At 25.6% G+C, this 23718-nt stretch carries 21 protein-coding genes; 17 read left to right on the forward strand and 4 right to left on the reverse strand.

Annotated features, from left to right (window positions below):
* Nucleotide 1: 1 nt before the first annotated feature.
* From EJJ37_RS02080 to EJJ37_RS02090, 3 genes are all read left to right on the forward strand, one after another.
* Nucleotides 2–946, forward strand: a complete 945-nt coding sequence (locus EJJ37_RS02080; protein WP_133013939.1) for a 1,4-dihydroxy-2-naphthoate polyprenyltransferase — start codon at nucleotides 2–4, stop codon at nucleotides 944–946.
* A gap of 332 nt (nucleotides 947–1278) precedes the next feature.
* Nucleotides 1279–2901 carry an EAL domain-containing protein gene (locus EJJ37_RS02085; protein ID WP_133013940.1) on the forward strand — a complete coding sequence of 541 codons (1623 nt, stop codon included), beginning with the start codon at nucleotides 1279–1281 and terminating at the stop codon, nucleotides 2899–2901.
* 53 nt (nucleotides 2902–2954) lie between these two features.
* Nucleotides 2955–5090, forward strand: a complete 2136-nt coding sequence (locus EJJ37_RS02090; RefSeq protein ID WP_133013941.1) for a GGDEF domain-containing protein — start codon at nucleotides 2955–2957, stop codon at nucleotides 5088–5090.
* A 212-nt stretch (nucleotides 5091–5302) separates the two neighbouring features.
* On the opposite strand, the gene EJJ37_RS02095 is transcribed toward EJJ37_RS02090, so the two are convergent.
* Together EJJ37_RS02095 and EJJ37_RS20745 are read right to left on the reverse strand one after the other, a co-directional pair.
* Nucleotides 5303–5662, reverse strand: coding sequence for an Rpn family recombination-promoting nuclease/putative transposase (locus EJJ37_RS02095; protein ID WP_243124823.1), 360 nt, complete (start codon nucleotides 5660–5662; stop codon nucleotides 5303–5305).
* Nucleotides 5599–5829: a PD-(D/E)XK nuclease family transposase gene (locus EJJ37_RS20745; protein WP_338032237.1), complete on the reverse strand. Its 231-nt coding sequence runs from the start codon at nucleotides 5827–5829 to the stop codon at nucleotides 5599–5601. Before EJJ37_RS20745 ends, EJJ37_RS02095 begins: the two co-directional genes overlap by 64 nt.
* Before the next feature lie 125 nt (nucleotides 5830–5954).
* Here EJJ37_RS20745 and EJJ37_RS02100 point away from each other — a divergent pair, with 125 nt between their 5' ends.
* From EJJ37_RS02100 to EJJ37_RS02140, 9 genes are all read left to right on the forward strand, one after another.
* Complete coding sequence (locus tag EJJ37_RS02100; RefSeq protein ID WP_166484638.1) at nucleotides 5955–6542, forward strand: CHC2 zinc finger domain-containing protein; 588 nt, start codon at nucleotides 5955–5957, stop codon at nucleotides 6540–6542.
* Nucleotides 6514–8481 (forward strand): DUF927 domain-containing protein, encoded by a 1968-nt coding sequence (locus EJJ37_RS02105; RefSeq protein ID WP_133013943.1) that lies wholly within the window; start codon nucleotides 6514–6516, stop codon nucleotides 8479–8481. Before EJJ37_RS02100 ends, EJJ37_RS02105 begins: the two co-directional genes overlap by 29 nt.
* Nucleotides 8482–8770: 289 nt before the next feature.
* Nucleotides 8771–10288, forward strand: coding sequence for a DEAD/DEAH box helicase (locus EJJ37_RS02110; RefSeq protein WP_133013944.1), 1518 nt, complete (start codon nucleotides 8771–8773; stop codon nucleotides 10286–10288).
* A 54-nt stretch (nucleotides 10289–10342) separates the two neighbouring features.
* Nucleotides 10343–10651: an MGMT family protein gene (locus EJJ37_RS02115; protein ID WP_133013945.1), complete on the forward strand. Its 309-nt coding sequence runs from the start codon at nucleotides 10343–10345 to the stop codon at nucleotides 10649–10651.
* A 660-nt stretch (nucleotides 10652–11311) separates the two neighbouring features.
* Nucleotides 11312–12934: a DNA/RNA helicase domain-containing protein gene (locus EJJ37_RS02120; RefSeq protein ID WP_133013946.1), complete on the forward strand. Its 1623-nt coding sequence runs from the start codon at nucleotides 11312–11314 to the stop codon at nucleotides 12932–12934.
* Nucleotides 12935–13007: 73 nt separating this feature from the next.
* Nucleotides 13008–13925, forward strand: coding sequence for a ParA family protein (locus tag EJJ37_RS02125; RefSeq protein ID WP_166484639.1), 918 nt, complete (start codon nucleotides 13008–13010; stop codon nucleotides 13923–13925).
* Nucleotide 13926: 1 nt separating this feature from the next.
* Nucleotides 13927–14301: a hypothetical protein gene (locus EJJ37_RS02130; protein WP_133013948.1), complete on the forward strand. Its 375-nt coding sequence runs from the start codon at nucleotides 13927–13929 to the stop codon at nucleotides 14299–14301.
* 489 nt (nucleotides 14302–14790) lie between these two features.
* Nucleotides 14791–16347 (forward strand): AAA family ATPase, encoded by a 1557-nt coding sequence (locus tag EJJ37_RS02135; RefSeq protein ID WP_133013949.1) that lies wholly within the window; start codon nucleotides 14791–14793, stop codon nucleotides 16345–16347.
* 177 nt (nucleotides 16348–16524) lie between these two features.
* A complete protein-coding gene (locus EJJ37_RS02140; protein ID WP_133013950.1) occupies nucleotides 16525–19695 on the forward strand; it encodes a DEAD/DEAH box helicase in 3171 nt (1056 codons plus the stop codon).
* Nucleotides 19696–19831: 136 nt separating this feature from the next.
* Here EJJ37_RS02140 and EJJ37_RS02145 read toward each other — a convergent pair whose 3' ends face one another.
* A complete protein-coding gene (locus tag EJJ37_RS02145; protein WP_133013951.1) occupies nucleotides 19832–20368 on the reverse strand; it encodes a flavin reductase family protein in 537 nt (178 codons plus the stop codon).
* Between the two features lie 124 nt (nucleotides 20369–20492).
* Here EJJ37_RS02145 and EJJ37_RS02150 point away from each other — a divergent pair, with 124 nt between their 5' ends.
* The 5 genes from EJJ37_RS02150 to EJJ37_RS02170 all read left to right on the forward strand — a co-directional run bounded on the left by EJJ37_RS02150 (nucleotide 20493) and on the right by EJJ37_RS02170 (nucleotide 22654).
* Entirely contained in the window at nucleotides 20493–20837 is a 345-nt protein-coding gene (locus EJJ37_RS02150; RefSeq protein WP_133013952.1) for a winged helix-turn-helix transcriptional regulator, read from the forward strand.
* An 86-nt stretch (nucleotides 20838–20923) separates the two neighbouring features.
* Nucleotides 20924–21280, forward strand: coding sequence for a ribosomal maturation YjgA family protein (locus tag EJJ37_RS02155; RefSeq protein WP_133013983.1), 357 nt, complete (start codon nucleotides 20924–20926; stop codon nucleotides 21278–21280).
* A gap of 53 nt (nucleotides 21281–21333) precedes the next feature.
* Nucleotides 21334–21774 carry a hypothetical protein gene (locus tag EJJ37_RS02160; RefSeq protein ID WP_133013953.1) on the forward strand — a complete coding sequence of 147 codons (441 nt, stop codon included), beginning with the start codon at nucleotides 21334–21336 and terminating at the stop codon, nucleotides 21772–21774.
* 50 nt (nucleotides 21775–21824) lie between these two features.
* On the forward strand, nucleotides 21825–22160 hold the full coding sequence (locus EJJ37_RS02165) for a DUF3784 domain-containing protein (RefSeq protein ID WP_133013954.1): 336 nt from the start codon (nucleotides 21825–21827) through the stop codon (nucleotides 22158–22160).
* Nucleotides 22161–22204: 44 nt separating this feature from the next.
* Nucleotides 22205–22654: a metallophosphoesterase family protein gene (locus EJJ37_RS02170; RefSeq protein WP_133013955.1), complete on the forward strand. Its 450-nt coding sequence runs from the start codon at nucleotides 22205–22207 to the stop codon at nucleotides 22652–22654.
* A gap of 188 nt (nucleotides 22655–22842) precedes the next feature.
* Here EJJ37_RS02170 and EJJ37_RS02175 read toward each other — a convergent pair whose 3' ends face one another.
* A complete protein-coding gene (locus EJJ37_RS02175) occupies nucleotides 22843–23613 on the reverse strand; it encodes a MerR family DNA-binding transcriptional regulator (RefSeq protein WP_133013956.1) in 771 nt (256 codons plus the stop codon).
* Between the last annotated feature and the right edge of the window lie 105 nt (nucleotides 23614–23718).

The following is a 23718-nucleotide window of genomic DNA, read 5'->3' on the forward strand; positions in this document are numbered from 1 at the left end:
AATGGGGATAATAAGTTTTTTAAAATTAGTAGAAATTCAAACAAAAGTAGCTAGCGTTATTCCATACATAGTAGGAACAGCTTTTGCCTTATACAAATTTGATAATTTTAATACAAAAAATGCTATATTACTTTTTTTATCAATGATAATTTTTGATATGACTGTAACAGCAATAAATAATTATGTTGATTATATTAAAGCTATAAAAAAAGAGGGATTTGGATATGAAGAACATAATGCTATAACAAAATATGGACTTAAACCTAAAACTGTTTTAGGAATTATTATAGGTATGCTAATATTATCAGCATCATTAGGAATAATATTATTTTTAAATACAAATATAATAATTTTACTAGTAGGATTAGTATGTTTTACAATAGGAATCTTTTATTCTTTTGGACCTATTCCAATTTCAAGAACTCCTTTTGGTGAGATTTTCTCAGGAGTGACAATGGGATTTTTTATAACTTTTTTAGCAGTATATATACATATATTTGATAAAGAAATATTAAATATATCTATATTAGAAGGTAATTTAAAATTAATCATTAACTTAAAGGTTATTATGTCTATATTTATAATAAGTATTCCATTAATTGTTGGCATAGCAAATATAATGTTAGCTAATAATATTTGTGATATTGAAGATGATTTTATAAATAGGAGATTTACTTTACCAATATACATAGGAAAAGAAAATGCCTTAAATATCTTTAAATATTTATATTACATAGGGTTTGTTGGAATAATTATAGGAGTTATTTTAAAAGTTTTACCTATAATATCTTTATTAGTATTATTAGTATTTATTCCAATTAATAAAAATATAAAATTATTTTATACAGTGCAATCAAAGAAGGATACTTTTGTATTAGCAGTTAAAAATTTTGTTTTATTAAATGTAACATATATTTTTACAATTATTTTAGGAATATTATTTTAGGAATATTATTTTAGGAATATTATTTTAGGAATATTATTTTAGTTATGGACAGCCTCTTGTTATAAACAAGGGGTTGTTTTAAATTTATATTTTAAGTAGCGACTATGTCAAAGAAGACAAAAAATTAATATCCTAGAATAAGTAAAAGAAAAAACATTTATTTATAATTATTTAAATAAGTTATAAAGCATATAAAAATAGATAGTTTTATATTAACTATAATAAAGGAAAATGTGAAATTATTGTCGATAAAGAAAAAATATTGATTTAAAACAGTGTGATAAGTTATACTAAATAAGGAAAATTTTAAAAATAAATATATATTATAGGAATTGGAGGAGATTATAATAAAATTTAAATACTTTATATCAATTATATTAATTATCTCAATTTTAGACATGCTCTCAATAAATCCATATTCCGAACAAATAAAATCAAAAGATGTAGTTAAGATAGGTGTATATGAATATGAGCCTTATGTCTACATCGAAGAAAATGGTGAAATTAGAGGGTATTATTACGAATTTTTAAATTTATTACTCAAAAAATACGATTTTGAATATGAATATATTGTATGTAATATTTCTGATGGACTAGAAAAGTTAGAAAATGGTGATATAGATATTATGCTTGGATTACCTATCAGTATTATGGAAAGTAAAGACATAATATTTAACAATAAAAGTATTTCTCAAGAAGAATTTGGAGTTTTTAGTACAAAAAATATTAGTATGAATGATTTAAAATCAAATAATGAATTAATACTTGGATTAGTTGAAGCTGATTATAATGCAGAGTGGATTTTAAAATTCTTTGAAGTAAGTAATATTAATATTAAAATTGTGTATGGTGAAAATTACAAAATATTAGAAGAATTAATGAAAGAAGATAAAATTGATTTAATGGTAGATAATGCGTATAAAAAAAGTCCATATAAAATGCTATATAAATTTGCTGGTGAACAAATTTATATAGGTGGTAATAAAAAGAGTTCGGATATTTTAGAGAATATAGATAAAGTCATTGAAGAATATACTTCACAAAAGTATAATCCGCTTGAAAAACTTCAGGATAAATACTTCGATGAAGACTATAATAAAAAATTAATTGGAAGATTAATTTTAAGTATAATATTAATTATATTGTTTTTAATTGTAATTATAAAATTAATAATTCCTAAAATAAAAAAGCGGAAAATAAAAATAAAAATTAAATATAGAATGAATAGCGATAAGTATTTATTACAATATCAGCCTATTTATAATCCTAGAAACAAAGATATAGTTGGATTTGAAGGCTTATTAAGGTTATTAGATGAAGATAATAAAATTATTCCACCATATAAGTTTATACCTGAAATTGAAGACAATGATATGTTATTTGATATTTCTCTTTGGATAATTAAAAAGGTTATTAAAGACTATGATAAAATTAAAAATTACAAATGTGTTAATGGTAAAGAATTTTATATTTCACTTAACCTATCTTTGAATGAAATAGAAAATGAAGCATTTGTTAAAAAGGCTATTCAAATATTATATAAATCTAATTTAGAACCTAATAAGATTTGTTTAGAAATAATTGAAAGAGTTAAAATGAATGATTTAGATAAAATAAATAAAAATATAGATCTTTTAAAAGGTGCAGGATTTAAAATTGCAATAGATGACTTTGGGGTAGAATACTCAAATTTAGATGTACTTCAAAAATTAGATATTGATATTATAAAGATAGATAAAAACTTTGTTGATGGAATTGGAAAAGATATAATCAGAAATGAAATTGTCTTATTTATATCTAAAATAGCAAGAAATACAAATAAATATGTTGTATTAGAAGGTGTTGAAGAAGTAGAACAAGAGAGTGCAATTAAAAAAATAGAAAATGATTTACTATATGTACAGGGATATTATTATAATAAGCCAATGTATATAAAAGATATAGAGAAACTCTAATTTTCAGTATAGACTATTAAAAATTAAACTAGAGTAAAAAAGAGATAGAGAAAGTGAATTATAATATAATGAAAAATATTTTAAAAAAATTTAATAAAGTTATTTTGATATTAGTTATTATTAATATATGTTTAAGTGTACAAAGCAATTATATAAATGCTGAAACTAATAATAAGATTAAAGTTGGTTACTCAATTGTTTCTGGATTTACAGAAGTTGAAAATGATATTTATAGTGGTTTTGGATTTGAATATTTAAGAGAAATTGCTAAATATACAGGTTGGGAATATGAATTTATTGAAATGAGTCTTAATGACATGATTAATAAATTGAAAGATGGAGAGATTGATATTGCAGGAGCTATGCTTAAAAATGAGCAAACTATGGAATTATATGACTTTCCAGAATATAATTCCGGTGCTACATATACTACTTTAGTTACATTAAAAGACAATAATAGTATTGATATTTCAAACTATGAAACATTAGAGGGAATTAAGGTAGGTTATTTTGAAACATCAAATATAAAACTTGAAAATTTTAAAAATTTCTGTAAAACTAATGGATTTAACAATATTGAACTTGTTCCATATCCATATGAAAGTGGTAATGAGATTGAAGAGGCATTAGAATCTAGAGAAGTAGATGCTATCATTACTGGTGACTTATTACTTGATGATGAAAAAAAAGTTATTGCTAAATTTGGAGCAATTCCCTATTATTTTGCAACAACAAAAGGAAATACAGAAATTATATCGGGCTTAAATAAAGCTATTTCTAAAATAAAAGAAAAAGAACCAGATTATGAGCAAGTTTTATATAATAAATATTTTAAAACTTTTAGTAGCAAGGTAATAAGTTTAACAGAAGAAGAAAAAGAGTATATCAATAATATAGGTGTATTAAAAGGAATTTATGTTGATAATATTATACCAGTTGAATATTATAATACTAAGACTAATGAACCAGATGGAATCTATGTTGATTTAGTAAGCTTAATTATGGAAAGAGCAGGTATTAAACTTGAATTAATAAAGGCAGATACTTATGAAGAAGCTTATAATATGTTAGAAAATAAAGAAGCTGATTTTATAATAGCTGTACCAGATACATATTCAGTTGAAAAGGAAAATGATTTATTTCTTACACAATCATATATGGATGTAGATTTAGTTAAAGTAAAAAATAAAAATATTCAAACAGACAAAGAGATAGTTGCTTTAGCAAAAGGGTATGAATATGAAGGGTTAAGTGATGATGATGAAGTTAAATATTATGAAACTATAGAAGAGGTTTTAAATGCAATAGAAAAAGGGGAAGCAACCATAACTAATGGAAGTAGTTATTCTATTTTAAACTATATTGCTTCTGATTATTATTCTGATTTAATAGTTTTATATCAAGAAGAAAAGGTTAATTCAAGTATGGCATTTGAAAAACCAATTGATAAAAAATTAATTAATATTATAAATAAAGCAATTGATACTTTATCCACAGAGGAGATTAATAATATTATTTATGAGAATACTTCAAATATTCATCATAAAATTACATTAAAGCAGTTATTCATTGAAAATACTTTTTTATTTACAGCAATAGCAATAATAATAATAATAGTAATTTTTACTATAATTATACATAAATTTAAAGAACTAAAAAAAGCTAAGAAGTTATTATTAAAGAAATCACAACTAGATGCTTTAACTGGTATGTATAATCGTGAAGCAGGAGAAATATTAGTAAAAGAATATTTAAATGCAAAGCCTTCAGATTTATATTCAGCTTTTGCTATAATTGATATAGATTATTTTAAACAAGTAAATGATAGATTAGGGCATCAAATCGGTGATGATGTATTAAAGGAATTTGCACTAATATTAAAAGAAGTTTTTGCTTTTAAGGATATTATTTGTCGTTTAGGTGGAGATGAATTTGTAGTTTTCATGAAAGACATTGAAGAAGTTGATATTGATGTTATTAGAGAAAGATTACAAATATTATGTAAAGCTATGAATAGAGATATAGAATATAATAATATTAAACAAGAAATATCTTTAAGTGTTGGTTGTGTTATAACTAATAAGCACACTGATTTTAATGAGTTATATAAACAAGCAGATGAGCTACTTTACAAAGTAAAACATAATGGTAAAAACGGATTTAAAATAAAAAATGATTTTAGAGATTAATTGATTTTAGTTCATTGTGGAAATATTGCAGCTGAAATAGAAGGGGCAGTAGTTGTAATTTCTAATACTAAAAATAGAGATGATATTATAGTTATTAATGAAAAGAAAATAATTATCTAAATATTTTTTTTAGCGATATTTTAGATTCAAAAAAGAGCATCAAATTAGGAGAATGATAATTTGATGCTCTTTTATCTTCAAAAGTTTGTATTTTAGAAATAATTGGTCGTTTGAGGCGTTACAGAAGGAGGAAGGACTGAGATTGCTATGTGTAAGTATTTTTTATTTTCTTCTTTTTTTCCTTTTTCAATTCCTTTTCTTTCTGATGCATTTAATTCACTTATTTTATCTCTTAAAGAATTAGCTCTCATATCATACAACTGTCTTTGAGTACTGTCATTACTCATTCGTATAAGTTCATCTTTTGCTTGTCGTATTTCTTTTATATTTAATTCTAAACATCTAACTTTTTCACTTTCAGGATTCTTTAAAAATTCTGTCCAAGCAACTAGCATATCTTTTTCATCATTAGAATCTTCAAGCTTTGGTATCTCAATAAAATGAACTTCCATAACATCAGTTGTTTTTCTATATCTGTTTTCTTTATATCAACGGTTACTATTTTTCTTTTAGGTTTTAAAGTTGCATTTAAAAATGATATTAATATTTCAGGATGATTTGGTGATCCAAAAATATTCTTAAATACGAAATCTACTTTAGGATCTAATAAACCTTTAATGCAACATCGTTAAAATTAGATCTTTTTTCGCATAAAAGAATAAAATAAAAAAAATTATTATTTTTTGTAAAAAACTATTCAAATTGGATATTTATTAACTAGAGACTATGCAAAGGAGACGAAAAATGAATATCTTTGAAGAAGTAAAAGAAAGAAGCGATATTTTAGAAGTAGCTAGGGCAATTGGGCTTAATTTAAATAGATATAACAAAGGTTTATGTCCATTTCACAATGAAAAAACACCTTCCTTTAGTATTTGTAGTAAAAGACAGTTATTTAAGTGTTTTGGCTGTGGAGAGTCAGGTGATAGTATAGCTCTTGTTTCTAAACTTAAAGGGTTAAATAACTATGAAAGTGCACTTTACATAAATAAACTTTTAAATTTAGGGATAGAAGTTAAAGAGGACAAGTCTATAGTTACTAATAATAAAACAAAATATAATAAAATATCTAAAATTGAAAACTATAATAGCTCAAAAGTAATAATAGAAGCTTTTGAAAGATGGGAAAATGACACCTTTTTATTATTAAGTGATTATAGAAGATATTTATCAGAAAAAGATGATGAAGAAACAGCAGAGATGCTAAATATAATTGATTATTATCTAGATATATTTACAAGCAATGATATAGAAGAAAAACTAGAGTTTTATAAGTACAACAAGAAGGTGGTGCAAGCTATAAATGAAAGATTTATCAAAAAAGATAGTTGAAGCAGAATTTTTACCATTAGATCCTTACAGAGCTACTAAGGAAGAGGTGCTTTCAGAAGATACATTTAGATATTTAAATGCTATTGAAAATGAGTTTTTCAAAGAAAGTATTTTATTGAAAGTAAGAGATATAGCTAAAAATTTAGGTGTAAAGGATGAATTTAATAGGCTATATAAAGCTTATAACAAAGAATATGGTAAAGATAATGAACAAGCTAATTATAAAAAATATAAGAAGAGATTTAATAAAAATATTTCAAATGACTTTAATAAAACTTCTAATAATGGAGAAAGTTCTAAAAGAGAAATTGAAGAAAATCTAGTTAATTTTGAAGATTGCCCCATAGGTAATTTAGATGCTGGTATTTGGAATGCCAGTGATGATGGCATATGGAAAATTGAAACTAGAAATTTTGAGCCAGTAAAAGTAATGGCATGCCCACATCCTATTTTACCAGTAGAAAGGTTAAAAAATGTAGAAAGTGGTTTAGAAAAAGTTAGACTAAGTTTTCGTAGAGATAATATTTGGGAAGATGTAGTTGTTGATAATAGTTTGATTTCTAATAGATCATCTATAATTTCCTTAGCAGATAGAGGAATTCAAGTTAACTCTAATAATGCAGGAATTTTAATTTCATATTTAAGCGATATCCTTTCTTTAAATAATAAGAAAATCCCTGTTACAAAAAGTATTAATAGATTAGGTTGGGTAGATAATGACTTTGTACCATTTGTAGATAACTATAAATATGATGGTGATATTTCTTTTAAAAGTGTGTATGAAAGTATTAAAACAAATGGTGATTATGAGGTATGGAAGGAACATGTTAAGGAACTAAGAAGTAAAAGTAAGATTTTAAAGATTCTAATGGCAGCTTCATTTGCAAGTCCACTCATTGAAATATTAGGAACTTTACCTTTTATAGTTCATTTATGGGGTGGAACTGATACAAGGAAAACTGTTGCTACCATGGTGGCTATGAGTATATGGGGTAACCCTAGTATTGGTAAGCTTATTAAGACTTTAAATTCTACAGTACTTGCAATGTCTAGATATGCTACTTTTATGCACAATTTACCTGTAGCCTATGATGAACTTCAAATTGTAAGAAGTAAATATAAATCCTTTGATGAAATTATAATGCAGCTTGCAGAGGGAATAGATAGAGGACTTGGAAGAGCTGATGGAGGAATACAAACACAAGGTACATGGAGAAATATTTTTCTGTTTACTGGTGAAGAGCCTGTAACTAAGGAATACTCAGGTGGAGGAGCTAAAAATAGAGTTCTAGAAATTGAAGCAACTACAAAGATTATAGATAATGGAGTATTAACTGCTAATTTAGTTAAAAGTAATTATGGACATGCATCTAGAGATTTTATTGATAACTTACCACCAAAGGAAGAAATCATTAAGAGATATAGTGAGATTTTGAAGGAAGTTAATAGTACTACAGATATTAAAGATAAGCAAGCAGCTGCTGTAGCAACAGTTCTTTTAGGTGATGAACTTAGCAATAGGATATTTAGTGATGATTTATTAACTATTGAGGATATTATTGAAGTTTTACCTAAAGAAAATAATGTGGATTTATCTGAAAGGACCTATAACGTCATTAATGATTGGATTGGTCAAAATATAAATAAGTTTAAGAATAATGATAATAACGAAATCTATGGAAAGATTAATACTGTAAGAGGTGAATGTTTTGTAATTAAATCTATTTTAGTTGACATGTTAGAGGAGAGAAATATTAGCTTTGATGGTATTAAAGCCAGATTAGTAGAAAAAGGCTTTTTATTTAGAGACAATAGAAATAAATATACTCAAAGAGTTAGGGTAAATGGAATATTAACCAATTGTATAAAGTTAAAGCTTTATGAGAAAGAAGATGACAACTTTTTTAATGAGATTGTTGAGGATAATGTACCTTTTTAAATAAAGTGTCGACCTATTTTTAAAGGAAGGTAGACACGCTACAACACTTATAAATACTGGGTTATAGCTATATAAAATGTTTTTGTCGACCTGTCGACATTAAAAAGTATTACTTATAAAAGAGTTAGAATTTAATAAAAAAATAAATATAGTATAAAAAGTTTATATATAGAGTTCATTATTAGGTCGACAGGTCGACAGTGGCTATTTTAAAGGGATTGCAGAGGTTAATAAGGTCGACAGAAGGGTAGACACAATAAATTAATTAGTATAAAGGGAGTGAGAAGTTATGGAGCTTAGACCTTATCAAAAGGAAATTATAGATATAATTGACAATTTAAATAGTGGAAGTTATTTAGTTCAGTTAGCAACAGGTTTAGGAAAGACAGTTACCTTTGCCAATATAAAAAGAAAAGGAAGAGTTCTTGTTTTAGCTCATAGAGAAGAATTGGTAACTCAACCTATTAAATATTATGATATACCAGTTGGTATAGAAATGAGAGAATTAAAGTCAAATGGAGAAGAAGTTGTTATAGCTTCAGTTCAAAGTTTAGTTCGTAGATTAAATAAGTTTAATAAAGATGACTTTGATATGATTATCACTGATGAATGTCATCATAGTATAGCAAAATCTTATAGAAAGATTTATGAATACTTTAATTACAGGTTGCACATAGGTTTTACAGCAACTCCAAATAGAGGAGATGGTAAAAGTCTAGATGGAATTTTTGATAGCATTATTTATGAGAAAGATATAAGGTGGGCCATTGAAAATAAATATCTTTGTGATATTCATTGTATGAGGGTTAATATTGATTATGATATTTCTAAGGCTAAAACAAGACTTGGTGATTATGCTTTAGATGATCTTGAAGAGATGATAAATAATGATGATAGTAATAAGAAGGTTGCTTTAGCTTATAAGAATTATGCACAAGGACAAACTTTGATTTTTGGTGCTTCTATAGCTCATTGTGAAAATATTGCAGCTGAAATAGAAGGAGCAGTAGTTGTAAGTTCTAATACTAAAAATAGAGATGAGATTATAAGAAAATTTACAAATAAAGAAATAAAGGTGCTTGTAAATTGCATGATATTTACTGAAGGTACAGATATGCCTTTAGTTGAAACAATAATAATATGTAGGCCAACAAAAAATAGTTCATTATATGCACAGATGGTTGGAAGAGGTCTTAGACTTCATGAAGATAAGGATAAGCTTAATTTAATTGATTTAGTTGGTGTTACGGGGAAAAATAAGCTTTGTACAGCAGCAAGTTTGTTAGGTTTAAATGTAGATAATTTAGATGATGATGAACTTAAGGATTTAGATGGTAACTTGCTTGATATTCCAAGGAAAATAAAAGAGTTTGAAAGTCCAAGACTTTGGATTAAGGAAACTGAAGAGGTGAATCTTTGGGCTAAAGAGAGAAATTATAATCTTCATAATATAAATTGGACAAGAAGTTTTAATGGAGATTTGATTTTGATATTGAAGGATATAAGAATTAAGTTACATTGCCAGGATGAGTTAGGATATACGGTTTATAATGGTGAAAGAATTAAAATGCAGGATGCTCTTGATGAGGTATTTAATATATTGAATTTGCATTATCAGGATCAAAGGCCTCTATGGGACTTGCATATAATAAGGAAATGGGGCAAGGAACCTGCATCTTTTAAGCAGATGGAGTGGATTAGGAGGTATATGGGAAGTAGGGAAATTGGTGATTTAACTAAGGGGGAGGCTCATTATATATTGAATAGGTTGTTTAATAATCAGGGAAGACTAAATATTAAAATATAGTGTAAAATATAATAATATCTTAAAGTAAGGATTTGTATTATAGGTGAATAATATATGAAAAAAATTATTAATGAAGAATTAATTTATGAAATACTTTCTGCTGTAGAGGAAATTCCAAAGGGAAAAGTAGCTACATATGGACAAATTGCCAGACTTATTGGTAGAGATAAAAATGCACGTCTTGTTGGAAAGGTTCTTAGCTATGCAGAATTTTATGGAAAATATCCGTGTCATCGTGTAGTCAATTATGCTGGTAGGCTGGCACCGGGATGGAAGGAGCAAAGATTTTTGCTATTAGATGAAGGTGTATTTTTTAAGAATGAAAATCATGTTGATATGAAGAAAAGCCAGTGGGATTGTTAGGAGGGGGATATAAGAAGAGTTGATTTTGGATAACGGCTAGTTTTTCAAGGAAGGGAATAATTTTTGGAAGGATGTATATAAAATGAGTAATAATGAGATAAAGTGTCAGGTTTGTGAAGAAGTATTAAATGAAGATAGTATGTTTGGATGGGTTAGAGAGGGATAAATTTAATCCTGTAAATATTTATGAGGTACTTAAGGATATAAAGAATCCACTTAATTTAAAGTGTAGTATTTTGTATTTAGAATACCACAGTTCGACCTATGGTTCCGGAAAGCTTCTAGAGGTGAGTAGAAATAAAAAAAGTAATAGAAGAATATATAAAAAATCAAATTTAAGAAGATTTATCTTATGAGCGAATGAGTTTAAAAGAAGAAATGAATGTGAAAAGTTATTATCAATAGCAATGTGTCATGATTATAAGAGTAAGATTAATAGGTGTAAAATAGAAAATATATAATGAGATGGAACTTTAACATTTTAAAATTATGATAATAGTTAGTTTTTAAGTCTAGAGAAATATCTTTCTTTTAATTGAGAGATATTCGTATAATATTCAAGTAGAAATTAGATAAGGTATAATATAAAATAACTTATGTAAAATATTATTAGATATAATTTTAAATTTAAATATTTATAATTTAACGTATGAGGTATATATGGAATTAGTAGAAACTTTTGTATATAAGGAAGAGTTTTTAGATAGAATTAAAAAATATAAATATGGATTAAATTGGCCGGTTGTATATATTATAAGAAATGATAAAGAGGCATATATTGGAGAATCTACGAGAGTTTATAATAGAAGTTTAGAACATTTAAAAAATAAAGAAAGAATAAAGCTAGATACAATTGATATTATTTCTGATAATGATTTTAATAAATCTGTTATTTCAGAGTTTGAATCAATGATGATTGAATATATGGCAGCTGATGGCAAATATATTATTCAAAATGGGAATGGTGGTTTAAGGAAGCATAATTATTATAATAGAGAAAAGTATATTAAAAAATTTGATTATATTTGGAATGAATTAAAGGAAAAAGAAATTGTTAAAAGAGGACTATTTGAAATTAGAAATAGTGATTTATTTAAGTATTCACCGTACAAATCATTAACTAATGAACAATATGAGGTTGTACAATCTATAGTAAATAACGTAATTAGTAATGAAAAAAGTAATAATCTTATTCAAGGAGAACCAGGGACTGGTAAAACTATTGTTGCTATCTATTTATTGAAATATTTAATTGAAAAAGAAGAAAGTAAAGACTTAAAAATAGGACTAGTTGTACCAATGACATCTTTAAGAGCAACATTAAAGAAAGTTTTTAGAAGTATTAAAGGATTGAAAGCAAGCATGGTATTAGGACCTGCAGATGTTGTTGGTGAAAATTATGATATATTAATTGTAGATGAAGCACATAGATTAAATAGAAGAGTAAATATAACTAATATGAAGTCCTTTGATGATTGTAATAAAAAGCTTGGACTTGATAAAGATAATGATCAACTTGATTGGATAAGGCTTTCAACTAAACATATGATCTTATGTTATGATAAAAATCAATCAATAAAACCATCTGATGTTAGACCGGAAAAGTTTGAAGAAATAGATTTTAAAAAATATAAAATTACCTCTCAAATGAGAGTATTAGCAGGGGAGGATTATATTAAGTATATTGAAAATATACTTAATAAAAATCAAGAAGAAGTTAAAAGATTTGGTCAATATGAATTGTATATTTTTGATGATTTAGATAATATGCATAAAGCTATAAGAGATAAAGATGAAAAGTATGGACTTTGTCGTCTAATTGCAGGTTATGCTTGGGATTGGAAAAGTAAAAATAATACAGATGAGTATGATATTATAATAGGAGATAAAAAATTAAAATGGAATTCTACGAATAAGGATTGGATAAATTCAACGAATGCGTTAGAGGAAGTTGGATGTATTCATACAACTCAAGGATATGATATTAATTATGCAGGTGTAATATTAGGTAGTGAAATAGTATATAGAAATAATAGAATAGAAATAGTTAAAGAAAATTACTATGATAAAAATGGAAAACGTACAATAGTAGATGAAGAAGAGTTGAAAAAATATATCATTAATATATATAAGACCATATTAACTAGAGGGATAAGAGGAACTTATATTTATATTTGTGATGAAGCGTTAAGGGAATATTTCAAAAGATATATAGATACAGCAAATTCAGATTTTGAAGGATTAGAAAAAAGTATCATAGAAAATGAAAAATTAAATGTATAGATTTAAGAATAGATATTATTTAACAATTATAAGAATATATATAATAAGTAAATAATTTTAAGGAGAAATTTACTTGAAGGTTATTTCTATTGTTAATTACAAAGGTGGAGTTGGGAAAAGTACAGTTGTATCTAATTTAGGAGCTTTATTAGCATTAGATGGTTATAGGGTTTTGTTAATTGATTTGGATCCACAAGCTAGCTTAACATTTTCATATATTGGTGTTGAAAATTGGAAGAAATCATATAAAGAAGACAAAACAATAAAAACATTATTAAACTCTTTAATTAATAAGGATAAGGATAATATTAAGAATTATGTTACAAAGGATTTGAAAGCTAATGATATAATTACTAAAAATGGTGGACAAGCATTAAGCTTATTGCCATCAAATACTGACTTATATGAGGTGCAGATAGACTTGGCCAGAAGCATTACTGGTAGAGGAAAAAGAATGTATACAAAGAATAAATTAAAGTGTATATCTAGACTAAAAAAAGAAATAATGACACTTGATGGGGAGTATGATTTTGTTCTATTGGATTGTCAACCTAGTTTTGATTTAATAACTCAAAGTGCAATTTATGCTTCAGATTTTTACTTAACACCAACAAAGTTAGATTACTTATCTACAGTAGGGGCTCCTACTTTATATGAACATATTGAGAAGTTAAGAAGTGAAGTTAAAAAGGGAATATATGATTTTGACTTTAAAGGATTTAATGAAATGAAAGTAAGAAATATAGGGGTATTACCTACTATGGTTAAGTTAATAAATGGAAATCCTAAAATACTTCATAATCAATATTTAGGTGAACTTAAAAATGTTAAAGAAATGAGAGTATTTAACAGTAAAATTAGGTGTAATGATGATGAGATTGATAATAATAGTAGTATTCCTTTTGTTCTAAGTAGTATTAATAGAAAAAAATCTCCAATAGAAATTGACTTTGAAAATTTTAAGGATGAATTTTTAAAAGAGGTAAAATAATATGGATAGGAAAAGCGTATTATTAGCAAATAAAGTAGTTTTTGAATTTATATTAAGTCTTTCAGAATTAGAATTGGAAGAATTATTAAAAAAGAGTAAGAAATTAGCGTTAGTAAAATGTAAAGATATTATAATAGATGATAATAGTAAAACGGAAAATGAAATGATAGCTGATTCAATAAAAAATTTGTATTCAATTTCAAGTAGAGAAGAAGCCATAAAGTATTTAAGTGAATTTAAGGTTGTTGATTTGAAAAAAATAGCTAAAGAATCTAAAGTATTTATTAAGAGTAAAAGTAAAAAGGCAGAGATTATAGATAGAATTGTAGAAGGAACTATTGGATCTAAAATTAAAATGGATATATTAAAATCGTAAAGTTATAAAGAAGTTGTAAAAGAAAATTTTAACAATAGATTATGGTAGTTTACTTCGTGATAATTATAGAATACAAATAACCATACCTTACTATTTTCAATAGTTTGAATTACAAGGTATGGTTATTTGTATAGTTGTATTATATATTCTGAATATTTATTTATAAATAAATATTAAATAGGAGTTTAACTATTAGGTTTATGAATAAATTTATGGAGTAGAATTAGAAAGAGGGTCACTCTGTTCTCTCAAATACACGACAAAGTCAGTAAATTTCTAGTGACAGGCATTGACTGTCACTTTTTTGAAATTACTGATTATGAGAAGGTGTTTAATTCAAATATTATAAATTTAAATATAGAAACTTTCTAATTAGTAGTTAGGAAGTTGTTATTATTATGTTTAGAAAAGTAATATTTATGCTACAATTATTAATATAATGAAAAGTTTATCTTTATAAAAAAGCGACAAATAAAAAAGGAGATCTACATGGCAGTATATTTAAATACAAATAAAAATCTTGAAAATTATAAAGAATTATATAATGAAGAGTATTTTGTAGATAAATCTAAAATTATTTCTTTAATAAATAAAAAAATAAATACTAAAAGTAAGTATTTATGTATAACAAGACCTAGAAAATTTGGTAAATCATCAATAGCGAATATGCTTGGTGCGTATTATTCTAAAGCTGTAGATTCTAAAGATATATTTGATAATTTAAATATTAGTAATTGTGAAAGCTATGAAAAGAATTTAAATAAATATAATGTAATAACTATATCTTTTACAGATGTTAATAATAATTGTAAAAATTGTGATGAATACATTGATAGAATTATACAGCTTTTAATTCAAGATTTAAAAGAAGTTTTTCCTAATATTAAAATTAAACCTAATTATGCTATATGGGATATTTTAAATGAGTTAAATGAAAAGTTTATTTTTATATTTGACGAATGGGATTATATCTTTAATAGAAATTTATATTTAGAAGAACAAGATAAATTTTTAGAATTTTTAATGAAACTTTTAAAGGATAAAAGTTATGTAGCTTTATGTTATATGACAGGAATATTACCAATAAAAAAATATTCAACAGGTTCAGCTCTTAACATGTTTGATGAATATACATTTTTAAAAGATAGAATTTTTGATGAGTATTTTGGGTTTACAAGTGAAGAAGTAATTAGCTTATGTGAAAAGAATGATGAAATTGAATTTAATGAATTAGAGAATTGGTATAATGGTTATCTAACAATAAAAGGTAAGAAAATATATAACCCAAGATCGGTAGTAAAGGCATTACAAAACAAACATTGTGAAAGCTATTGGACAAATACTGGATCTATGGATGAGGTGGCAGAGTATTTGAAGTATAACACAATGGAAATTAGAGAAGATGTAATAGAGATGGTATCAGGGGGAGAAATAGATATAATCATAAATGAAGAGTTTAGGGCAGGTCAAGAAGCTCCAAAAACAAAGAAAGAAATATATTCAGCTATGATAATTTTAGGATTTTTATCTTATCATGATGGATATTTAAAGATTCCTAATAAAGAGCTTATGTTAGAGTTTGAAAAAGCGTTAGCAGATGAATCTTTCGGGGTAGTATCACAAATTATTGAGAACTCTAGAAAGATGTTAAAGGCTACAGTATCAGGGGATTGTGAAACAGTAGTAAGTTTATTACATGATATTCATAACTCGGAAATACCAATACTTCAATATAATGATGAAAATAGTTTATCTCGTGTTTTGACATTAGCATATTTAAGTGCTAGAGATACTTATAGAGTTGAAAGAGAAGAAAAGAGCGGAAAAGGATATACAGACTTTAGTTTTCATCCAATAAGAAAGATAGATAAGGCATTTATTGTTGAGCTAAAGAAAGATGAAAAGGTAGATATAGCATTAGCACAAATAAAAGAAAAAGAATATGTTCAAAAATTTAAGAGTGAAAATAATGAGGTATTAGCAGTAGCAATATGTTATGATTCTAAAACTAAAAAGCATAGTTGTAAAATAGAAAGAATACAGTAAAATTAATTGAAAATAGAAGATGATATTAAAAGCATTTTGACTTTATGCATCTATTATTTTATCCTAACATTAATAAAAAGCTGCAGAAATGTGGCTTTTTATTATACTCAAATATAAATTTTATAGACATCTATGATAAAATTAAAAGTAAAGAAAAGTATAATGGAGGGAGTAATATTGAAAGAAGGTCTATACGAGCAAATAATAAACAAAGAAATACAACAGCAACTAAACAACCTGGAACAAGAAAAATTCATTATAGATAAAGACAAAATAGATAAAGAAGAAGCAAAAGCAATCCTTTCACAATACATATCACAAATAATAAGAAAATCCCTAAACTACATTAGAGATAAAGAAAAAGAAGATAGCGAAAAACTAATAAAACAAATAGAAGCTTGTAATGACATAATTAACATATTAAGCAAAGTATCAAATGAAGAAGACATTAAAAAATATGAAATAGATAAAAATGGAGAAATGATAACAGCTCTATACTCAAAAGTAAACAATAAAAGAGCATTAAACAGCAAAAAAGCAACAAGACCAGTAACTCCATTATCACAAAGTTCACTATTCACAGGATCAGGACAAGAACCTAATATGTTAGGAGAATTAAATAAAGAAATATTATCCTGTGATTCTATAGATTTATTAGTGTCCTTTGTAAAGTGGAGTGGAATAAGATGTATTATTGAAAGCCTAAGAGAAGCAACAATAAACAATAATAAAAAACTAAGAATAATAACTACTTCATATATGGGAGCTACAGATGTTAAAGCTATTGAAGAATTAAGTAAGCTACCTAATACAGAAATTAAAATTTCTTATGATACAGATAGAACAAGACTTCATGCAAAGGCTTATATGTTTAAAAGAGAAACAGGCTTTACTACTGCATATATAGGTTCATCAAATCTTTCAAATGCTGCATTAACTTCAGGATTAGAGTGGAATTTAAAAATAACAGAACAAGATTCTTTTGATATTATAAAGAAGTTTGAAGCTACCTTTGAAAGCTATTGGAATGATTCAGAATTTGTTTCTTACAATGGAACAGAAGAAGATAAAAGAAGATTGCAAAAATCATTAAGAAAAGAACAAAAGGATACTGATAATGATTTAAACTTTACTTTTGACATAAGACCATATGCTTATCAAAAAGAAATATTAGAAAAATTACAAGTTGAAAGAAAGATTTTTAATAAAAATAGAAACTTAGTTATTGCTGCAACTGGTGTAGGTAAAACTGTAATTTCAGCCTTTGACTATAAAGACTTTTGCAAAGAAAACAGGGGCAAGGCTAATAGGTTATTGTTTGTAGTTCATCGTGAAGAAATATTAAAACAAGCAAGAGATACCTTTAGAGCAATATTAAAAAATAATAATTTTGGTGAATTAATGGTAGGAGGAAGAACTCCTGAAACCTTAGATCATCTATTTGTTTCTATACAAAGTTTAAATAGCAAAGATTTATGTGAAATAACATCTGAAGATTACTATGATTTTATTATAGTTGATGAATTCCACCATGCAGCTGCACCATCATATCAAAGATTATTAAGTTATTATAAGCCTAAAGTATTATTAGGATTAACTGCAACTCCTGAAAGAAATGATAATAAAGATATATTTAAATATTTTGAAGATAGAATATCAGGTGAAATAAGATTACCAGAAGCAATAGATAGAAAGTTATTAAGTCCATTTCAATATTTTGCAGTATCTGATTCAGTGGACTTATCAAAGCTTAAATGGCAAAGAAAAGGCTATAATATAAGTGAATTAGATAAAGTTTATACAGGTAATGATATAAGAGTTAATAATATACTTGCAAGTTTAAATAAATATATTACAGATATAAATGAAGTAGTAGGGCTAGGATTCTGTGTAAGTAAAGAACATGCAAAATTTATGGCTTTAAGATTTAATGAAGCTGGAATTCCAACATTAGCATTAACAGATGAAAGTAAAAAAGAAGATAGAAATAATGCTAAGGAAAGATTAGTTAATGGAGAAATAAAGTTTATTTTTGTTGTTGATATATATAATGAAGGTGTTGATATTCCAGAAGTTAATACTATTTTATTTTTAAGACCAACAGAGAGCTTAACTATGTTCTTACAACAACTAGGAAGAGGATTAAGACTAAGTGAAGGAAAAGAGTGTTTAACAGTCCTTGATTATGTTGGGCAAGCACATAAAAATTATAACTTTGAGGAAAAGTTTAGATCACTAATTGGTAGAACTAATAAGTCTATAAAAGAGTATATTGAAAATGGATTTTTAACTTTACCTAAGGGTTGTTACATCCAATTAGAAAAAGAAGCTAAAGAATATATTTTAAGAAATATAAAATCTGCAGCTAATACAAAAACAAATTTAATAAATAAGATTAGAACTTTCAAAGGTGACACAGACTTAGAATTAACTTTAGAAAACTTTTTAGATTATCATAATCTATCTTTAACAGATTTTTATGGTAAGAGTAAAGACAGAAGTTTTTCAAGAATGTGTGTACTTGCAGAAGAAAAAGAAGATTTTTATGATGAAAATGAAGATATAATAACTAAAAAGTTATATAATTTATTATTTATTAATTCAAGAAGATTCATAGAATTTATTGTTAGCATAATTAATAACTATGATAATATTTCAGAAGTTGATTTTAATAATGAAGAAAGACTAATGCTGAATATGATATATTATATTTTCTATAATGATGCACCTAATAAAGTAGGGTTATCTTCTATAAATGAAGGAATTAATAAATTACTTAGCAATAAAACTATGATGAAAGAAGTTTCTGATATATTAAGCTATAATTATAAACATATTGAATTTATAGATAAGAAAGTTGATTTAGGCTTTGATTGCCCTTTAGATTTACATTGTGATTATACAACTGATGTAATTATGGCTGCTTTTGGATACTTTAATGAAGAGAAAAAGCCAGCTTTTAGAGAAGGTGTTAAGTATTTTGAGGATAAGAAAACAGATATATTCTTTATAACATTAAATAAGAGCGATAAAGACTTTTCACCATCTACACTTTATGAAGATTACGCAATTAATGAAAAGCTATTTCATTGGCAAACTCAAAGTAAAACTTCAATACAAAGTACAACAGGACAAAGATATATCAATCATTTAAAAACTGGTAACAAGATAGCTCTTTTTGTTAGAGAATATAAAACTAGAGATGGTCTTACATCACCATTTACTTACTTAGGTACATGTGAGTACAGAAGTCATAGTGGTGATAAACCTATTAGTTTTGTATGGGAGCTTCATGAAGAAATTCCAGCAAGTATGATTAATAAAGCTAATAAATCAATAATAATTTAAAAATTAAAATATAGTTATTTAATTTTTATAGTTGAATATAGAATTAAAAATAAAAAAAGAATTCCTAGGTGAATTCTTTTTTTACCTATGAAGTTAAAATAATTTACTTATAAAAATAAATTTAGCTTTAGTAAAACTATTCGATAATATATGCACTAACGATTTCACCATAATAAGCTATGTGGAAATCCTTATTTGCTCCATGGAATGAACTGTCTACATCTTGTGGATAACAAGTATTTTTAATTTCTTCTGTAATTTCATTAGCATCTTGTTTTTGCTTGTAGATAACTTTACATTCAAGAGTTAGTGGAAGTTCCTTAATTCCAGGAACAGAAATACTATTTGGTTCCTCAAGAGATAAGCCAAGATCAGCAATTTTATCACTTACATGACCAGATTTTGTACCACATACACCTAATATTTTTTTATTGAAATCGCCTAGTGGTATGTTTATAGTAAATTCAGGATTCTTTTCAAGCTGAGACTTAGTAAAACGATTTTCTCTTACAAACACTGTAAAGATAGGCTTGCCCCATTCAATTCCTAAAGTACCCCATGAAATAGTCATAGAATTAACTTTATCTTCTGTTTTTGTTGTTAATAAAACCCCACTTTTAACAGCTTTCATAATTATATTTGCATAATCAAATACTTCAATTTCTTTTTTCATAATAACCTCCATGGACATTAAAAATAATTTAAGTTTATTTCTTATATATATAATTGTATAATAAAAAATAAATAATGGTAGTATGCACTTTTTTGTAAGATACTATCTAAAAGGAGAGTATTGAATGAAAACAGTAGATAACAGCAATGAAAAAGAAGTAAATGTAAAACCTTTTGCTTATGCAATTTCTTTAATAGGTGGTAAATGGAAAATGCATATATTATTTTGGCTTTGGCATAAAGAAGTTTTAAGATACAGTGAATTAAAAAGAAACTTAGAAGGTGTTACTCACAAAATGTTAAGTACTCAATTAAAGGAATTAGAAAGAGATGGATTGGTAATTAGAAAAGAATATCCACAAGTTCCACCTAAAGTAGAGTATAGTTTATCAGAGAGGGGAAAAAGCTTTATGCCTGTACTTAGTGAAATTTGTGCATGGGGGCATGAGCATATAAATGATGAAATTTAGTATTTAATCAGTAATAATTTAAGGGTATTGGGGGAGTTTATTTGAAAAGAAGTAGATTATTATATTTAATATTAACAATAATAGTTATGATATTAGGATTGTTATCAAGAAAAATAAGTGGCTTACCTAAAATAATAGAATTATATTCAGGAGATATATTATGGGCACTTATGGTATTTTTAATTATTGCATTTATATTCAATAAAAAATCGACAATATTCATTATTTCCTGGGCAATAATTTTCTCATATAGCATAGAAATAAGTCAGTTATATCATGCACCTTGGATAGATGCTATAAGAAATACAACTTTAGGTGGACTAATCTTAGGCTTTGGATTTTTATGGAGTGATTTAATATGTTATACAATCGGTATTATAATAGGAATAATAATAGATATCATGATAAATAAAACTAATATTAAAGTTATGAGTAATGGATAAGGATAAGAATAAATAAAAATATAGGTTTATAAATTTAAAAGAGGGTATAAATTATGAGAAAAATATGTATAAGTTTAGTTTTATTATTAACATTTTTTACTTTTGGTGGTTGTAGTATTGGAGATTCTCAAAAAAAGAGTGAAAATAAAAATAATGAAATTTCTGAAATTCTAATATCTAATTATTTAGACTCGTTATCTAAAAAAGATATAGATGCTTTAGAGAAATATTCTACTGTTGAGTGGGGGAATGGGTTTGACCAAAGTGTAATAAATGAGTTAAATAAAACTTTGGAGTCGGCAAAGCTATTAAAATATACAATAAGGGAGAGTGAATCAGATAGGATTATAGTAGATGCTGAAGTAGAAGTTATATGCTATGAAAACTATATACCAGCAGGAGATTGGCAAGCAGGAAAGTCAGTTTCAGCAAAATCATTTGAATTGATTAAGGAAGATAATGAGTGGAAAATAAATGGATGGGGAGCATATTAAATATAATTTTTAAAATATTAATATCAATGTATTAAAAGGAGAATAGCAGTATGAATATAGGTGTATTAACATGCCTAATATTAGCAGTGTTTTTTTCTGTTCTTTCAAGTATCTTTGCTTTATTAAAAGAAAAAAGCACAATATTGATTAGTGGATTTAATAGTATTTCTAAAGAAGAAAGAGAAAAATATGATAAAAAGAAAATGAGCATAGATATGAGAAACTCTCTTTTAATTTGGGCTATAATTTTATTTTTAGGAGCAATTTTATCATATTACATAAATAAGTATTGTTCAATTATAGCAATTTTTATTTGGTTAGTTATATTCATTAAGCATTTTTATATTTATCCAGAAAAAGCATTTGAAAAGTATAAAAAATTATAATATTTTATAATAAAAAAATTTAATGGAGTGAGAAGTAAAAAAATATGAGATTAGGAGTTATTTCAGATACACATGGAGTATTAAGATATGAAGTAATTGAAAAACTTCAAGGTTGCGACTATATAATTCATGCAGGCGATGTAGGTGGTAGGGAAATAATAGATAAATTAGAAAGTATAACAAAAACTTTTGTTGTACGAGGAAATAATGATAAAGATCAATGGGGAGCTACCCTTTCAGAGTATAAGGAAATAGAAATGGATGAAGTTCTGATTTATGTTGTACATAACAAGGCAGATATACCAAAAGATTTAAAAGAAGTAGACTTAGTTATTTATGGACATTCACATAAATTTAGTAATGAAAAGATTGATGATATAGTTTATTTAAATCCAGGATCTTGTGGAAGAAAGAGATTTTCACTACCTTTATCTATGGCAATAGTTGAAATAAACTTAGATGATATAAGAGTTGAAAAAATTGATCTAAATTAAATATAAAGAGTTTAAAGCTAAGTTTAAAATAGATGAAATAATTACTATTGTCTATGGAAGGTGTATCCATTTATGAGATAGCAAAATTATGTGAAATAACAGAGGAAAAGGTAAAAGAGATTCTAGAGTAAGATAAAGGCTTTGCATTTACTGCAGAGCCTTTATCTTACCCTATAAATATTAATTATTTATAATGAACACTTAGCCTCAAAATATGGACTTGAAAAATCATAGCTATAACATGAAGTAATAATAATAGTTTTTTCAGAACACATTATATTAGAAAACATCTCATAAATTTTAGTTAAATTAAATTCATTAGTTTTTTTACATAAAAATTTTCCAGCCTTAACTTTAATAACATTCTCCAAATTACAGTATTTTTTATCAACTTCTACAGCCACGAACTTATTAATATCATCATCCTTTATATTCATAATAATACCGTAATCATGTTTCAATAATATATTTTCATTTAAGGCATTTGTAATTAAAGTATCTAGAATTTTATAATAATTATCATTCATTTCATCTTCAAAAAGAGGTAAGACATAATAGTATTTTTCATCTATATGAAATGATTTTTCTTCATTATTATCATAGCTATTGATTCTTTCTACTTCCTTTTTTAAAGTATCTAAAAAATCTAGATTATTTTGAAGTTTAATGATTTTTTCCTTTGTTATTTTTCTACCATATTCAATTAAATTAGAATAATCCATAGTGTTATCATCTTTAATAGTTAGCTCTTTCACATCTTTAAGTGGGATATCTAAAAAAATACATAGTTGTATTATTTCAACGATTTTGGTTTGTTCAAAATTATAGTATCTATAATTAGTATTAGGATCAACATATATTGGTTTTAATAATCCTATGGAATCATAATAACGAAGAGACTTTATACTACATCCTGTTTTTTTTGATATATCTCCAATAGTTAATAAATTTTTTTTCATGAAAATCTCCTTGACTCTACCATTATGGTACACTTTATACTAATATACGGTTTTGATTATTATATGTCAAACTTAATATTTTAACCAAAGATAAGAGGAGGAGAT

The organism is Clostridium cuniculi (assembly GCF_004353185.1).
In the GTDB taxonomy this organism is placed as follows: domain Bacteria; phylum Bacillota; class Clostridia; order Clostridiales; family Clostridiaceae; genus Clostridium; species Clostridium cuniculi.

Coding starts and splice junctions, on each gene's coding strand:
- EJJ37_RS02155 (WP_133013983.1), top strand. CDS start 20,924: ATGATATTAGGATTGTTATCAAGAAAAATAAGTGGCTTACCTAAAATA.
- EJJ37_RS02130 (WP_133013948.1), top strand. CDS start 13,927: ATGGATAGGAAAAGCGTATTATTAGCAAATAAAGTAGTTTTTGAATTT.
- EJJ37_RS02115 (WP_133013945.1), top strand. CDS start 10,343: ATGAAAAAAATTATTAATGAAGAATTAATTTATGAAATACTTTCTGCT.
- EJJ37_RS02160 (WP_133013953.1), top strand. CDS start 21,334: ATGAGAAAAATATGTATAAGTTTAGTTTTATTATTAACATTTTTTACT.
- EJJ37_RS02105 (WP_133013943.1), top strand. CDS start 6,514: ATGAAAGATTTATCAAAAAAGATAGTTGAAGCAGAATTTTTACCATTA.
- EJJ37_RS02080 (WP_133013939.1), top strand. CDS start 2: ATGGGGATAATAAGTTTTTTAAAATTAGTAGAAATTCAAACAAAAGTA.
- EJJ37_RS02135 (WP_133013949.1), top strand. CDS start 14,791: ATGGCAGTATATTTAAATACAAATAAAAATCTTGAAAATTATAAAGAA.
- EJJ37_RS02165 (WP_133013954.1), top strand. CDS start 21,825: ATGAATATAGGTGTATTAACATGCCTAATATTAGCAGTGTTTTTTTCT.
- EJJ37_RS02170 (WP_133013955.1), top strand. CDS start 22,205: ATGAGATTAGGAGTTATTTCAGATACACATGGAGTATTAAGATATGAA.
- EJJ37_RS02145 (WP_133013951.1), bottom strand. CDS start 20,368: ATGAAAAAAGAAATTGAAGTATTTGATTATGCAAATATAATTATGAAA.
- EJJ37_RS02120 (WP_133013946.1), top strand. CDS start 11,312: ATGGAATTAGTAGAAACTTTTGTATATAAGGAAGAGTTTTTAGATAGA.
- EJJ37_RS02095 (WP_243124823.1), bottom strand. CDS start 5,662: ATGGAAGTTCATTTTATTGAGATACCAAAGCTTGAAGATTCTAATGAT.
- EJJ37_RS02100 (WP_166484638.1), top strand. CDS start 5,955: ATGAATATCTTTGAAGAAGTAAAAGAAAGAAGCGATATTTTAGAAGTA.
- EJJ37_RS02150 (WP_133013952.1), top strand. CDS start 20,493: ATGAAAACAGTAGATAACAGCAATGAAAAAGAAGTAAATGTAAAACCT.
- EJJ37_RS02175 (WP_133013956.1), bottom strand. CDS start 23,613: ATGAAAAAAAATTTATTAACTATTGGAGATATATCAAAAAAAACAGGA.
- EJJ37_RS02110 (WP_133013944.1), top strand. CDS start 8,771: ATGGAGCTTAGACCTTATCAAAAGGAAATTATAGATATAATTGACAAT.